The 14,330-nt window shown below is 67.9% G+C and carries 8 protein-coding genes, 1 tRNA gene and 3 rRNA genes; 3 read left to right on the top strand and 9 right to left on the bottom strand.

Translation table 11 applies throughout. From position 1 onward, the window contains the following. Positions 1–5: 5 nt before the first annotated feature. The 3 genes from IPG72_03850 to IPG72_03840 all read right to left on the bottom strand — a co-directional run bounded on the left by IPG72_03850 (position 6) and on the right by IPG72_03840 (position 3,983). On the bottom strand, positions 6–1,031 hold the full coding sequence (locus tag IPG72_03850; protein MBK6768158.1) for an SMP-30/gluconolactonase/LRE family protein: 1,026 nt from the start codon (positions 1,029–1,031) through the stop codon (positions 6–8). 154 nt (positions 1,032–1,185) lie between these two features. Then, entirely contained in the window at positions 1,186–3,522 is a 2,337-nt protein-coding gene (locus tag IPG72_03845) for a xanthine dehydrogenase family protein molybdopterin-binding subunit (GenBank protein MBK6768157.1), read from the bottom strand. Continuing rightward, positions 3,519–3,983 carry a (2Fe-2S)-binding protein gene (locus IPG72_03840; GenBank protein MBK6768156.1) on the bottom strand — a complete coding sequence of 155 codons (465 nt, stop codon included), beginning with the start codon at positions 3,981–3,983 and terminating at the stop codon, positions 3,519–3,521. The genes IPG72_03845 and IPG72_03840 overlap by 4 nt, the downstream gene beginning before the upstream one ends. A 193-nt stretch (positions 3,984–4,176) precedes the next feature. On the opposite strand from IPG72_03840, the gene IPG72_03835 reads away from it, so the two are divergent. Together IPG72_03835 and IPG72_03830 are read left to right on the top strand one after the other, a co-directional pair. Then, positions 4,177–4,971 carry an XdhC family protein gene (locus IPG72_03835; protein MBK6768155.1) on the top strand — a complete coding sequence of 265 codons (795 nt, stop codon included), beginning with the start codon at positions 4,177–4,179 and terminating at the stop codon, positions 4,969–4,971. Further along, positions 4,968–5,465: an NTP transferase domain-containing protein gene (locus IPG72_03830; protein MBK6768154.1), complete on the top strand. Its 498-nt coding sequence runs from the start codon at positions 4,968–4,970 to the stop codon at positions 5,463–5,465. Before IPG72_03835 ends, IPG72_03830 begins: the two co-directional genes overlap by 4 nt. A 265-nt stretch (positions 5,466–5,730) precedes the next feature. Here IPG72_03830 and rrf read toward each other — a convergent pair. From rrf to IPG72_03800, 6 genes are all read right to left on the bottom strand, one after another. Next, positions 5,731–5,847, bottom strand: a 5S ribosomal RNA gene (gene rrf, locus IPG72_03825). A 100-nt stretch (positions 5,848–5,947) separates the two neighbouring features. Continuing rightward, positions 5,948–8,928, bottom strand: a 23S ribosomal RNA gene (locus IPG72_03820). A 153-nt stretch (positions 8,929–9,081) separates the two neighbouring features. Continuing rightward, a tRNA-Ala gene (locus IPG72_03815) sits at positions 9,082–9,153 on the bottom strand. Between the two features lie 213 nt (positions 9,154–9,366). Further along, a 16S ribosomal RNA gene (locus IPG72_03810) occupies positions 9,367–10,853 on the bottom strand. Together the 16S, 23S and 5S rRNA genes with 1 tRNA gene alongside form the textbook arrangement of a ribosomal RNA operon. A 496-nt stretch (positions 10,854–11,349) precedes the next feature. After that, a complete protein-coding gene (locus tag IPG72_03805; GenBank protein ID MBK6768153.1) occupies positions 11,350–12,165 on the bottom strand; it encodes a hypothetical protein in 816 nt (271 codons plus the stop codon). Then, on the bottom strand, positions 12,162–12,479 hold the full coding sequence (locus IPG72_03800; GenBank protein MBK6768152.1) for a PadR family transcriptional regulator: 318 nt from the start codon (positions 12,477–12,479) through the stop codon (positions 12,162–12,164). Before IPG72_03800 ends, IPG72_03805 begins: the two co-directional genes overlap by 4 nt. Positions 12,480–12,622: 143 nt before the next feature. Here IPG72_03800 and IPG72_03795 point away from each other — a divergent pair, with 143 nt between their 5' ends. Then, positions 12,623–14,302, top strand: a complete 1,680-nt coding sequence (locus tag IPG72_03795; GenBank protein MBK6768151.1) for a gamma-glutamyltransferase family protein — start codon at positions 12,623–12,625, stop codon at positions 14,300–14,302. Positions 14,303–14,330 lie beyond the last annotated feature (28 nt).

Genomic DNA, 14,330 nt, shown 5'->3' with positions numbered 1-14,330 from the left:
GACGCTCATCCGCCCTGGCGTACGGACCACGGCAGGTACAACCTCGGCGCGGGCACGGGCAGGGGCATCGGCGTCGCGCTCGCGGTGGCGGACGGCTCGGGCGAAGGCGATCCCCACGCAAATGGCCCGTCGGCACCGCGCACCGCCATGCGGACGGCGTAGAAGCCGGTCCGGGCGGTGATGAAGAGCGTCCGGAAGTCCGCGCCGCCGAAGGCGACGTTCGTGGGCGATTCGCTGACGGCGATATCCGCTAGCGGCGCCCCGCCGGGCGCGAAGACGCGCACGCGGCCCCCGGTGGCCAAGTAAACGTTGCCGGCCTCGTCGATCGCCATTCCGTCACCGCCGACGGGGACGTATTCCGACTGATCGACGAGCGATCCGTCGGAATCGACGCGGTAGCGCCACGTCCGATTCGCCCCGGCGCCCGGATCGGTGATGTAGACGATGCGGCCGTCCGGCGTGCCGATCACCCCGTTCGGCTGGCGCAGGTCGCCGGTCACGCGGCGGATCGGACCGCCGTCGGCCGGGAGCAGATAGACGTGCATCCCGTCCTGCTCGATGTCGGCGGTGCTGCCGTAGCGCGGGTCGGTGAAGTAGATGTGGCCGGCCGGATGAATCCAGACGTCGTTCGGGCTGTTCAGCCGCTTGCCGTCGAATGCGTCGGCCAGCACCGTGATCGTCCCGTCGGCTTCCTCCCGCACGACCCGCCGCGCGCCGCTCTCGCACACGACGAGGCGCCCCCGGCCGTCGAAGTACAGCCCGTTCGTGCCAACTGCCCCCTCGCGATGCGTCGTCAGCGCGCCACCTGACACCGACCAGCGGTGGATGCGCGAGGCGCGGACGTCCGAGAAGAAGACATCGCCGTTCGCGTCAGCCGCCGGCCCCTCGGTGAACTGGAAGCCGGTCGCCAGGCGCTCGACGGACGCGCCGGGGGCGATGACGGACAGGGGCACAGCGGTCGGCGTCGACAAGGTTGGCGTTGGATCGGCCGTTTCCGTCGGGAACTGAGCAAGCGCTTGAGCGGGTGCCATCGTCGCAACCACAACGACGCCGATCAGCGCGCCGAGCGCCCTTCCACCCCGCCCCAGCATTGGGGGAGGGGTCGGCGCGCCCGCGCGCCGGGGGCGGGGGCCTCCCCGCGGCATCACGAGGCAGTCCGATTCGATGGCATTCATCGCGCGTCCCTCACGGCCGCCCCGTCCCACCCCACGGCAGGAACACCTTCGCAGCCGGCGTCCCCGGCCCGTCCGTCGGCTGCGGCGGGACGGCGGTCGGCGGCGCAGTCGGCGGGACCGCCGTCGGCACGGCCGTCGATACCACCGTCGGCACCGGCGTCGGGGCGCCAGCCAGCGCGACATCCGCCGGCTGGATCGGCAGGCGCGTGACGCGGATGCCGGTGGCGGCGAAGACGGCGTTGATCACGGCGGCCGGCATCGCCGGGTAGCCGAGCTCGCCCATGCCGCCGGCGCTGCTGCTCTTGCCGGTGAGGAGGTGGACCTCGATCGGCGGCGTGTCCGCCATCCGGAACCAGACGTACTCGGCGAACGTGCGCTGCTGGACGCGGCCCGCTTCGACGGTGATCGCCGCGCCGAGCGCCGTCGAGAGGCCGTCGACCGAGGCGCCCTCGATCTGGGCTGCCACGCCGAGCGGATTGATCACCTGGCCGCAATCGACCGCGGCGACGACGCGCCGGACCTTGATCCGGCCGTCCGTCGCGACCTCGAGCTCGACGACCTGGGCCACGTACGAGTTCCAGGCGGCACAAGCGGCGATCCCGCGGCCGACACGCGCCGGCAGCGCCGAGCCCCAATCGGCCTTCTCGGCGGCCAACTCGAGCACGCCGCGCAGCCGGTTGTTCGTGAGGTTCGCCAGCCGGAAGGCCAGCGGGTCCTGGGACGCGGCGTGGGCCAGCATGTCCATCAGGACCTCGTTGGCCGGGTTGATCTGGGAGTGCGACACGGACCGCCACGCCCCAACGGACACCGGATCGCCGACGCCGACGGCCTGCAGGTCGGGCGAGGCGACGTTGTAGCTCGGACGCACCTGGTTCGCCAGGTTCGGGTTCGGGCCGTTGCCGCTCCCGCCGGAGGCCAGATGGTGCTGCCAGGCGACGATCCGGCCCGCGGCGTCCACCGCACCGCGCAGGCGGTGGTGGCTGGCCGGGCGGAAGTTGTCCGTGCGCATGTCCTCGTCGCGCGGATAGAGCAGCTTGACGGGCGCGCCGACGCGCTTGGAAAGCATCACCGCCTCGCGCACCCACTCGTTGCCGCCGCGCCGGCCGAAGCCGCCGCCCATCAGCATGCAGTTCACCATCACGTTGCCCTCGGGCACACCCGCCGCCTGCGCCGCGCCTTGCCGGGCGCTGGACGGGCTCTGCGTGCCGACCCAGACCGTCACGCGGTCGCCGACGACCTCGGCCATGCACGTCATCGGCTCCATCGTGGCGTGGGCCAGGAACGGCAAATCGAGCGTCGTGGCGACGACGCGCGCACCGGGCACGTCGATCGGCGGCGCGGCAGGCAGGGCGGCGGCCTTGGCGGCCATGATCCCATCGCTGGACAGACCGGCGTTGCCGCGATCGTCCCAAACGACGTTGAGCGCCGCCCGCCCCTTGAGCGCGGCCCACGTGTGCTCCCCGACGACGGCGACGCCATTGCCGACGTTCACGACGTCGATGACGCCCGACACGGCGCGCGCCGCCGCATCGTCGACGCTGTGCACCCGGCCGCCGACGAACGGCGACTTGCTGACGACGGCGTAGCGCGTTCCGGGCCGGTCCACATCGAGCGCGAACTCCGCCTTGCCGGTGACGACGTCGGCATTGTCCACGCGCAGCGTCGGCCGCCCAACAAGCGTGAAGTTCGCCGCGTTCTTGAGTTGGACGGCGTTGGCGGCCGGCGGCGTGCGCCTCGCGGCGTCCGCGGCCAACTCGCCGTAGGTCAAGCGGCGACCATCGTCAGCGATGACGGTGCTCTTCTCGGTGCGGCAGCGCGTGGCCGGGATCCCCCAGCGCGCCGCGGCGGCCTCCACGAGCATGAGGCGCGCGGCGGCGCCGACGGGGCGCAGGCCGTTCGTGGCGCTGTTGTACATGCTCGACGTGCTGCCGCTGCCGGCCACACCCTGGTTGCCGAACGCATTGTCGGCCGGCGCCTGGACGACCGTCACAGCGTCCCAGTCGGCGTCGAGCTCCTCGGCGATGATCATGGCCACGGTCGTACGGATGCCCTGGCCGAGATCGCCCTTGTGCGCCGTGATCGTCACGGTGCCGTCCGGCGCGACGGTGAGCCATTGGCTGATCCGCGATCCGCCGGACTGCGCGATCGCAGCGGGCGACACGTCGGCGAGCGTCCCATCCGCGCGCGCGGCGACGAAGCCGACAATCTGATCGAACGGGCCGAGGACGGCGGCCAGCTGGAAGCCGGCGGCGCCCTTGAGGACATCGCGGCGGGAGACGAGGCGGGAGGCGCAGGTGGACGCCAAATCGGGGGCCGCCGTGGCTTCGTGACTGGCTTCGTGGCTCATGCGCGGGCCTCCTGCGCGGCGCGGTGAATGGCGGCGCGGATCCGGACGTACGTCCCGCAGCGGCAGACGTGGCCGGCCATGGCGGCGTCGATCTCGGCATCCGACGGCGCCGGCTTGGCCGCGAGGAGCGCTGCGGCGCCCATGATCTGCCCGGCCTGGCAGTAGCCGCACTGCGGCACGTCCTCGTGGATCCAGGCCTGCTGCAGCGGGTGGCTGCCGTCGGGCGAAAGACCCTCGATCGTCGTCACAGCGCTGCCGCGGACCTCGGTGACGCTGAGCTGGCAGCTCGGCACCGCGGCCCCGTCGACCAGGACGGTGCAGCTGCCGCACACGCCCTCGCCGCAGCCGTACTTGGCCCCGGTGAGGCCGACGAGGTCGCGCAGCACCCAGAGCAGGGGCATGTCGTCCGGGGCCTCGATCTCGCGCGGCTGCCCGTTGAGCGTGAACGCATGGCGCGCCATCCCGTGCCTCCTTCGAAGCTGGCCGGTGGATCGGTGGCCGGGCGTCGTGACGTCCGACCCGGCGCGGCCGATAATATACGGCAGTCCCGGCGCCGCCAAGGCGCCTCCGTTGCGTTACCGAAAGGCGCCGCGCGTGCACAACGTCACCGCTGCCGTGAGCGCCTGGCTCGCCGCCGGCGCCGCGTCCGTGGCCATGGCCACCGTTACCCGCACCTGGGGCTCCGCACCCTGGCCGGTGGGCAGCGCGATGGCCGTGGCACCCGACGGAGCGTTCGCCGGCTCGGTGAGCGGCGGCTGCGTCGAGACCGCCGTCATCGAGGCGGCGCTCGCGATGCTCGGCGGCGACGGCCAGCCGCGGCGATTGGCGTTCGACGTGGCCGACGAGACGGCGTGGTCGGTCGGGCTGGCGTGCGGCGGGCGGCTCGAGGTGGAAATCGTCCAACTCACACCCGACGCTTGGCGTGACGCCGCCGCTTCACGGGCCGCGCCGCCACATGTGATCCTCGTCGGCGCCGGCGAGATCGCGGTGGTCCTCGCGAAGCTGGCGCGCGCCGTCGACCGGCGCGTGACGGTCGTCGACCCGCGCCGCGCCTTCGCCACCGCCGCACGCTTCCCGGACGCCGACGCGATCGTGCACGAGGCCCCGGCCGCGGCGCTGTCCACGCTCGCACCGACCGCCACCGCAGCAATCGTCGTCCTGAGCCACGACCCGAAGATCGACGACCCGGCGCTCGATGCCGCGCTGCGGACCTCGGCCGGCTACATCGGCGCGCTCGGCGGCCGTGCCTCGCAAGCGGCGCGGCGCGATCGGCTGCGGGCGGCCGGCTGGGACGAGCGCGCCATCGCGCGCATCCATGGCCCCGTCGGCCTGGCGATCGGTGCCCGGACGCCGGCCGAGATCGCGGTGAGCGTCCTGGCCGAGATCATCGCCGTCGAGCGTGGTCCGGCCGGCAGTGCGGACATGCGTGATGGCGTGGTTGCCGAGTGAATAAGGCCGCGCCGGTCGAAATCACGGCGGTCGTGCTGGCGGCCGGGGCCAGTACACGGATGGGCCGCGCCAAGCTCCACCTGCCGTGGGGCGACACGACGATCCTCGGCCGGGTCTTGGCGATCCTCCGCGAAGCCGGGGTTGACCGCCTCGTCGTCGTCGTGCGCCCCGGCGACGAAACAGCCGTGCACACGGCGGGTGCGGCGGGCGCCGACATCGCCCGGGTGACGCGGGCCGCCACCGCGGGGGCGGGCGACGCGGGAGACTGCCCGACGCCGTCACTGCAGGCGGCACTGGCGCTCCTGGCCGACGCCGCCACCGCCATCGCATCGCGTCCGCCTGCGCCGCCCGACGCGGTGCTCGTCATGCCGGGCGACCTGCCGCTCATGCGGCCCGACACTGTGGAACGCATCATCCGTACTTTCCGCAACGCACCCGAAGGTCCGCGCGCGATCGTCGCGCCGGTACTCGAGGGCGGCGTGGACACCCGGTGATCTTTGGAGCGGCACACATCGCGGCGCTCGCAGCGCTACCGTCAGAGCGGTGGCCGCGAGACGTGGTGCGGAACGCAGGCGGCGCCGTGCGCGAGGTCGCCGTGGACGACGCCGGCGTGGCGACAGACATCGACGACGCACGCGCCTACGAACGCCTGCGCCCGTAGCCAGCGGAAGGGTACCGCCAGCCGGTGCGGGCGACGGTCCGGCCCGGCGCGGCGAGGGTGAGAAGGGGTTGGATTTCGGGTTAAACAATGAACGGGTCTGAAGGCGATGACCTGCTCTCCCACCGGGCTGCCCCGGAAGTACCATCGGCGCTGGCGGACTTAACTGCTGGGTTCGGGATGGGACCAGGTGTTGCTCCGCCGCTAGGATCACCTTTCAGACCCGTCATTGACGTGTCGGAAAGTGCTTATGCACTTGTTAATAGCGCTCGGACCCTAAAAGTTGAACATGAGCCAAGTGAAGCAGAACAGACAGACACGAGGAAGCCCTCGCGCGTTAGTAGCGGTCAGCTTAAGACCTTGCAGCCCTTACACCTCCGCCCTATCAAACTGGTGGTCTTCCAGCGCGCTTACTCGGTTGCCCGATGGGTGATCTCATCTTGGAGACGGCTTCCCACTTAGATGCTTTCAGCGGTTATCCGTTCCCGACTTGGCTACCCGGCGATGCAGTTGGCACCACAACCGGCCCACCAGTGGTCGGTCCACCCCGGTCCTCTCGTACTAGGGGCAGCTCTCCTCAAATCACCTTCGCCCACAGCGGATAGAGACCGAACTGTCTCACGACGTTCTGAACCCAGCTCGCGTGCCCCTTTAATTGGCGAACAGCCAAACCCTTGGGACCTGCTCCAGCCCCAGGATGGGACGAGCCGACATCGAGGTGCCGAGCCATGCCGTCGCTGTGGACGCTTGGGCATGACTAGCCTGTTATCCCCGGGGTAGCTTTTATCCGTTAAGCCACGGCCCTTCCACCCGGTACCGTGGGATCACTAAGCCCAGCTTTCGCTCCTGCTCGACATGTCCGTCTCACAGTCAAGCCACCTTCTGCCTTTACACTCGACGGCCGGTTTCCATTCGGCCTGAGGTGACCTTTGGGCGCCTCCGTTACTCTTTAGGAGGCGACCGCCCCAGTCAAACTACCCACCAGTCACTGTTCGGGCGCCGGTTCACGGCCGTCCGTTAGGGCCTAGACTGCACAAGGGTGGTATTTCAACGGTGGCTCCACCCAGTCTAGCGACCAGGCTTCATAGCCTCCCACCTATCCTACACATGTGCAGCCCAGACCCAATGACAAGCTGTAGTAAAGCTCCACGGGGTCTTTTTGTCCTGCTGCGGGTACTGCGCATCTTCACGCAGATTTCAATTTCGCCGAGTCCCTCGTTGAGACAGCGCCCTGATCGTTACGCCTTTCGTGCGGGTCGGAACTTACCCGACAAGGAATTTCGCTACCTTAGGACCGTTATAGTTACGGCCGCCGTTCACCCGGGCTTCAGTTCAACGCTTCAGGTTTCCCTTGACATCTCCCTTTAACCTTCGGGCACTGGGCAGGCGTCAGCCCCTATACGTCCGCTTTCGCGTTAGCAGAGACCTGTGTTTTTGGTAAACAGTCGCCAGGGCCATTTCTCTGCGACCCCCATGCCCTCCACGCGTGTGCGCTTCAAGCTCAGGGGCGAGCCTTCTCCCGAAGTTACGGCTCAATTTTGCCGAGTTCCTTAACGAGGGTTCTCTCGCTCACCTTGGTCTGCTCGACCTGCCCACCTGTGTCGGTTTGCGGTACGGGCGATCTCAGTTCATCGCTTAGAGGCTTTTCTTGGCTGCTTGGACTCAACCACTTATCCGCTTTCGCGGCTTCGCCATCACGCCTTCTCCTCGGGTGGCGGATTTCCCTACCACCGTCATCGGCCACACGCTTGGCACCTGGCATCTCCATCCCCAGGCTGGCCTATCCTTCAGCGTCACCCCATCGCTCCCTGAAATCGGTACAGGAATATTGACCTGTTGTCCTTCGCCTACGGCTTTCGCCCTCGGCTTAGGCCCGACTAACCCAACGCGGATCGTCCTTCCGTTGGAAACCTCAGGCTTTCGGTGAGTGCGGTTCGCACGCACTTTTCGCTACTCATACCGACATTCTCACTTCCCGGAACTCCACCGCTCCTCTCGGTACGGCTTCTTCGCTCCGGCAACGCTCCCCTACCAACCATCTTGCGATGGCTCCGCAGCTTCGGTGGTGTGCTTTAGCCCCGTTACATTTTCGGCGCAGGAGCACTTGACCAGTGAGCTATTACGCACTCTTTAAAGGGTGGCTGCTTCTAAGCCAACCTCCTGGCTGTCTCTGTACGCCCACTTCCTTTCCCACTTAGCACACACTCTGGGACCTTAGCTGGCGGTCTGGGCTGTTTCCCTTTCGACGATGAAACTCATCTCCCACCGTCCAACTCCAACGGTAACACTTGACGGTATTCGGAGTTTGGTTGGGTTTGGTAAGCTTGACGCCCCCTAGCCCATCCAGTGCTCTACCCCCGTCAACCTATCCGTCAGGCTCGCCCTAAAGCGATTTCGGGGAGAACCAGCTATCTCCCGGTTCGTTTGGCATTTCACCCCTTACCGCAACTCATCCGCCAATTTTGCAACATTGGTCGGTGCGGGCCTCCACGGGACATTACTCCCGCTTCACCCTGGTCACGGTAAGCTCACCGGGTTTCGGGCCTACCCCCTGCTACTCAACGCCCTTTTCAGACTCGCTTTCGCTCCGGCTCCGGGTGTTCCTCCCTTAACCTTGCAACAGAGGGTAACTCGTCGGTTCATGCTCCAAAAGGCACGCGGTCAGGCATTGCATTGCTGCCATAGCCCTCCCACAGTTTGTAGGCACACGGTTTCAGGTTCTATTTCACTCCCCTCGCCGGGGTGCTTTTCACCTTTCCCTCACGGTACTTGTTCACTATCGGTCACGATGGGTATTTAGCCTTGGGTGGTGGTCCACCCTGATTCCCACAGGATTTCACGTGCCCCGTGGTACTCACGGTCTCTAACCGGAGCCGTCACCTTTTCGTCTACTGGGCTTTCACCATCTATGGCGGCCCTTTCCAGTGGCCTTCGTCTAAGGTGTCGGTTTCTTACTCCGTCGGGTCGGTGCAGCAACCCTGCTAGGCCGTACAACCCCCAGTCCGCAACGCCTGCATGCTTACACGGACTCGGTTTAGGCTCCTCCGCTTTCGCTCACCACTACTAACGGAATACTCTCTTTTCCTCCAGGTACTGAGATGTTTCAGTTCCCTGGCTTACCCCCGTCATGCCTATGTGTTCAGCATGCGGTGACGTGGGTTCTCCACGCCGGGTTTCCCCATTCGGACACCCACGGTTCAATGCCTGCTGGCGGCTCACCGTGGCTTTTCGCAGCCAACCACGTCCTTCTTCGGCCCATCGTGCCAAGGCATCCCCCGTGCGCCCTTTGTAGCTTCCTCGTGCATGCCCGCTCGGCTTCCTTGGCTCTATGTTCAACTGTTAAGGTCCCAGCACTCCGCTGCACGGTCGCGCTACGCGCTCTCGCGCTTGCCGCTTCCGCTGTTTCGACTCACCGTGGGCTCCGCCCTGTCGGTTCGTCCTTCGCAGCGTCTTGGAGCTGAGGGGACTCGAACCCCTGACCCTCTGCTTGCAAAGCAGACGCTCTACCGCTGAGCTACAGCCCCGCTTCCCCGCTCGCCTCAACCACTTTCGTGCTCTCGGCTCCGCGTCTCCACGCTTCTGCTCCCCAACGACATCCCATCCGCTCGCACGCTGCGAGCCCGGGGCGAGTCGGACGCTTTCGCGTCCCACCTCACCACCACAAGAGAGAGCAGAAGCTGTTTGTGCGCTCGTCCGGCTCAGAGCCCAGGCTTTCACCTGGCCTCAGTGCCTCTTAGAAAGGAGGTGATCCAGCCGCACCTTCCGGTACAGCTACCTTGTTACGACTTCGTCCCAGTCGCCAGCCCCACTCTAGGCAGCCGGGTGTCTTCCCTTAACCGACTTCAAGTGTGGCCGACTCCCATGACGTGACGGGCGGTGTGTACAAGGCCCGGGAACGTATTCACCGCAGTATGGCTGACCTGCGGTTACTAGCAACTCCGCCTTCATGGAGTCGGGTTGCAGACTCCAATCCGAACTACGACCGCCTTTTGGGATTAGCTCCGCCTCGCGACGTGGCTGCCCTCTGTAACGGCCATTGTAGCGTGTGTGTGGCCCCTGGACATAAGGACCATGCTGACTTGACGTCATCCCCACCTTCCTCCGGCTTACGCCGGCAGTTGCGCATGACACGTGAAACATACGCCAGGGGTTGCGCTCGTTGCGGGACTTAACCCAACACCTCACGGCACGAGCTGACGACAGCCATGCAGCACCTGTGCATGCTCCCGAAGGTCGGTCCCCTTTCGGTTCCCTACCACATGCATGTCAAGCCCAGGTAAGGTTCTTCGCGTTGCATCGAATTAAACCACACGCTCCGCTGCTTGTGCGGGCCCCCGTCAATTCCTTTGAGTTTTAGCCTTGCGGCCGTACTCCCCAGGCGGACGACTTATCGCGTTTGCTGCGGTACGCATAACCCTTCGGTTACACACCTAGTTGTCATCGTTTACGGCGTGGACTACCGGGGTATCTAATCCCGTTTGCTCCCCACGCTGTCGCGCTTCAGCGTCAGTCCGTGGCCAGTGCACCGCCTTCGCTTCTGGTGTTCCTCCCGATATCAACGCATTCCACCACTCCACCGGGAATTCCGTGCACCCCTCCACGTCTCTAGCTCGCTAGTTTCCCACGCACTCTCCTAGTTGAGCCAGGAGATTTCACGCAAGACTTGACGTGCCGCCTAGACGCCCTTTACGCCCAGTGATTCCGGATAACGCTCGCCCCCTACGTTTTACCGCGGCTGCTGGCACGTAGTTAGCCGGGACTTATTCCTGAGGTACCGTCCTTCCTCGTCCCACAGAAAAGCGGTTTACGACCCGAAGGCCTTCTTCCCGCACGCGGCGTCGCTGCGTCAGGGTTTCCCCCATTGCGCAAGATTCCTCACTGCTGCCGCCCGTAGGCGTCGGGACCGTGTCTCAGTTCCCGTGTGGGGGGTCGCGCTCTCACGCCCCCTACCCGTCATCGGCTTGGTAGGCCTTTACCCCACCAACTACCTGATAGGCCGCAGGCCCTTCCTGAAGCGCTAAAGCTTTACTCCCGAAGGAGACTATGCGGGATTAGCGACCGTTTCCAGCCGTTTTCCCCCACTCCAGGGCAGGTTCCTACGTGTTACTCACCCGTTCGCCACTTGCCCTCCCCCTCACCGAAGTTCAGGGGATGCGCGTTCGACTTGCATGTGTTAAGCACGCCGCCAGCGTTCATCCTGAGCCAGGATCAAACTCTTCGTCTGTTGTTCCTGCTTCATTCGAGGTTAGCCGACATCCTTCGCCCGCTCGCACCCGGCCTGCCTTGCGACTGCCCTGCTGCTCCCGCGCGCCGAACATCGACCCCTCAGGCGATTCCTCGCCTCTGAGCGCCCGCTTCTGCTCTCTCTTCTAGTGTTAAGGTCCCCGCGCCCCAGCCTCTCGGCCCCCGACGCTTCCTCCGGCTCGCTTCCCAGCCCCCGAAACAAATCCGCCGTGACCTCGCGGTCGCGGCGGAGACATCCGACCCAGTACTCGATCTGCGGTCTGCACCGCCGAAACGCTTGCTGGTGTCCGATGTCCCTCCTTCTGACGGGTCAACGCTGGGTTGTTTCGACGTCCCGTGTGAAAACGGAACCTCGCTGCTCACGAGCGGGGAAGGTTATCACCAGCGTGGGAGCGGTGTCAAGTCGCAACGAGGTGGCCGGCGCCCGGGGGCCGCGAAAGTGGTCGCCCGGGCAGCCGCAACCCCCAACGACAACGCTACAGGCCCGTCTCGTCGTCCCGCACCCGCAGGCCCAGGATCAGCCCGACGACGGGCGCCAGAAAGAACAACGCCAGCCCGGCGTACCCGACGAGCGCCATCGGCGACCGCAGCGCCGCCGCGTCCACGTGCACCCGGCACGCCTGCTCGAAGCGGATCCCCTGCGCCAGGAGCCCCCCCACCATCGTCACGACGAGCCCGATCAGCGCCAGCGTGAGGATCGTCCGCTGTGTCTGGCTGGCCCACGCCCGCTCCGTCGTCTCGCCGCCGAGGCCCATCGGCCGGGCGCGCTGGACGTACTGGCCGATGAACCAACGCAGCACCGCGGTCAGGCCGATGAGCGCCGCCGGGCCGACGGTCAGCAGCGGCCACGTCGCGACGCCGGGCAGGACGTGGAACCCGCCACCGTCCGGGTGCACGAGGTCGGCGGCGACGTGCTGGATGCCGGCGGCGATCGCAGCCAGGACGAACGCGTAGAGAAGCCCGAAGATCAGCACGACGGCGGCGCCGGCGGCGGTCGAAAGCGCCCAAAAGCGCGCGCTGCCGATCATGTGCCGGAGCGACCACTCGTGGTAGCCGCGATCGACCATCATGTAGAGCGCCACGTCCGGCGCATAGTCCTCCGGCGAGCCGAGCCGTTCGAGGACGTCGAGCAGCGCGCCTACCGTCGCCTGGCCGCGGGCGGCGAGCGCGTCCTCGATGTGGGCACGGATCTCCTGTTCGGTCTCGGCCGCCACGTCCGGCGTGACGCGGTGGAGCGCACGGCGCAGTCGACCGAGGTAATCGTCGCGGACGCGGTCGAGTTCGGATGTCATGCGTCGCCCTCGAGGATGCGCGCGATGTCGTCGGCGAAGATCCGCCACTGGTCGCGTACGGCCGACAGGCGCGCCTCACCTTGGCGCGTCAGCGCGTAGTACTTGCGGTCCGGCCCCTGCGGCGACGGCTGCCACTCCGCGTCGACGAGCCCCTCCGAGCGCAGCCGGTTGAGGAGCGGGTAGATCGTCCCCTCTTTGATGACGAAGCCGTCCGCCCCCGAGAGGGCCTGCACGATGTCGTAGCCGTAACGCCGACCCCGCGCCAGGATCGCCAGGACGCACAGCTCGAGCGAGCCGCGCCGCATCTGGGCCATCCACTTGTCGTCGTCCGTCATGCTGGCCACGAAGATCGTTGGACCTCTTGCTCGGCCGCGCGCTCAGCCGGGTCATCCGTCGTCGACGCGCCGCCGCGCGCCGGGGGGGCGGTGCGAGTATACAACCGGATACAATCCGACCAATGTCCATTCGCTCCGCCTTCCCGAGCCGCCGCAGCACCGTCCTCGGCACGCGTGGCGTCGTCGCGGCCAGCCAGCCGCTCGCGGCGATGGCCGGTGTCCGGACGCTCCTGGCCGGCGGGAACGCCGTCGACGCGGCCATCGCCACGGCCGCCGCGCTGGCCGTCGTGGAGCCGACGGGCTGCGGGATGGGCGGCGACGCGTTCGCGCTGGTGTTCGACGCCGCCGCCGGCCGGGTCGACGCCTACGACGGCAGCGGCGCCGCCCCGCGCGCGGCCGACGCCGACGCCCTCGTCGCAGCCGGCCACGCCGCCGTCCCGCAGCGCGGCGCCTTCAGCGTCACCGTTCCCGGCGCCGTCGATGCCTGGGCCGAGTTGGCGGCGTCGCGCGGCACGATGGGGCTCGATGCGTTGCTGGCGCCGGCGATCGAGCTGGCCGAGGGTGGCTTCCCGGTGAGCGAGCGCATCGCAGCGGCGTGGCGGGCCAGCGAGCGCCTCCTGGCGGGCGATCCGGCCGCGCGCCGACATCTCCTGTTGGACGGCCGTGCGCCGCGCGAAGGCGAGGTCATGCGCCTGCCGGCGATGGGCCGCAGCCTGCGCGCCGTCGCAGAAGGCGGCCGCGCGGCGCTGTACGGCGGCCCGCTCGGCGGGGCGATCGCCGCGGCCGTCGCCGCGGGCGGGGGCTGGCTGACGGCGGACGACATCGCCCGCCACGCCGGCCGCTGGGTCGATCCGATCCGCGTCGGGTTCGCCGGCCTGCGCGTCTGGCAGTGTCCGCCGCCGGGCCAGGGTCTGGCGGCGCTCATCGCGCTCGGCATCGCGGACGGGTGGCGCGGCGAACCGTCGGCCGAACGACCCGATGAACGGCGCCGCGCCGCCGCTGCCGGCGACGAAGCCCCGACATCGGCAGCCGCATGGGGCGATGTCGCCCACCTCCACCCGCTCATCGAAGCGATGCGCCTCGGCTTCGCCGACGCAGCGGCCCACGTGGCCGACCCCGATGCCTACGCGGTGCCGATCGCACAACTCCTCGATCCGGCATACCTCGCCGCTCGGCGGGCGCTCGTTCACTCGGACCGCGCGATGGGCATGCCGACGACGGGCGTGCCGGGTCCGGGCGGAACGGTCTACTTGGCGGTCGTCGACGCGGCCGGCAACGCGTGCTCGTTCATCCAGTCCAACTACATGGGCTTCGGCAGCGGCCTCGTGGCGGGCGAGACCGGGATCCCGATCCAGAACCGCGGGGCCGGCTTCGTCCTGGCGGCGGGCCACCCGAACCGGCTGGCGGGCGGCAAGCGGCCGTTCCACACCATCATCCCGGGGCTGGCGACCCGCGCCACGGACGGCTCGCTGTTCGGCGTGTTCGGCGTGATGGGCGGCCACATGCAGCCGCAGGGGCACCTCCAGGTGCTGGCGAACATCGCCTGGCACGGGTTCGATGCCCAGCGCGCCCTCGATGCGCCGCGCTTCCAGATCACGCCGGGCGGCCGCGTGGCGCTCGAGCCGTGGTTCGATGACACCGTGCGTCGTGGCCTGGCGGATCGCGGTCACGATGTGATCGCCCGCGACGACACACCACCGGCGGGCACGTTCGGCGGCGGCCAGGTGATCGTCGTCGACGACGCCGGCGTGCGGCACGGCGGGAGCGATCCGCGCAAGGACGGTTGCGCGATCGCGACGTGAGGCCGCTCGCTGCGGTCGCTCGCCCGTG

Source organism: Candidatus Avedoeria danica, assembly GCA_016703025.1.
GTDB classification, from domain to species: domain Bacteria; phylum Chloroflexota; class Anaerolineae; order Epilineales; family Epilineaceae; genus Avedoeria; species Avedoeria danica.
Note: the sequence above shows the minus strand (reverse complement) of the source record. Positions and strands in the feature narration are given on the sequence as shown.

What these genes read in the sequence shown, in the direction of transcription:
- IPG72_03840 (MBK6768156.1), bottom strand. Translation starts at nt 3,983, where the DNA reads ATGGCGCGCCATGCGTTCACGCTCAACGGGCAGCCGCGCGAGATCGAG.
- IPG72_03805 (MBK6768153.1), bottom strand. Translation starts at nt 12,165, where the DNA reads ATGACATCCGAACTCGACCGCGTCCGCGACGATTACCTCGGTCGACTG.
- IPG72_03835 (MBK6768155.1), top strand. Translation starts at nt 4,177, where the DNA reads ATGGCCACCGTTACCCGCACCTGGGGCTCCGCACCCTGGCCGGTGGGC.
- IPG72_03850 (MBK6768158.1), bottom strand. Translation starts at nt 1,031, where the DNA reads ATGGCACCCGCTCAAGCGCTTGCTCAGTTCCCGACGGAAACGGCCGAT.
- IPG72_03800 (MBK6768152.1), bottom strand. Translation starts at nt 12,479, where the DNA reads ATGGCCCAGATGCGGCGCGGCTCGCTCGAGCTGTGCGTCCTGGCGATC.
- IPG72_03795 (MBK6768151.1), top strand. Translation starts at nt 12,623, where the DNA reads ATGTCCATTCGCTCCGCCTTCCCGAGCCGCCGCAGCACCGTCCTCGGC.
- IPG72_03845 (MBK6768157.1), bottom strand. Translation starts at nt 3,522, where the DNA reads ATGAGCCACGAAGCCAGTCACGAAGCCACGGCGGCCCCCGATTTGGCG.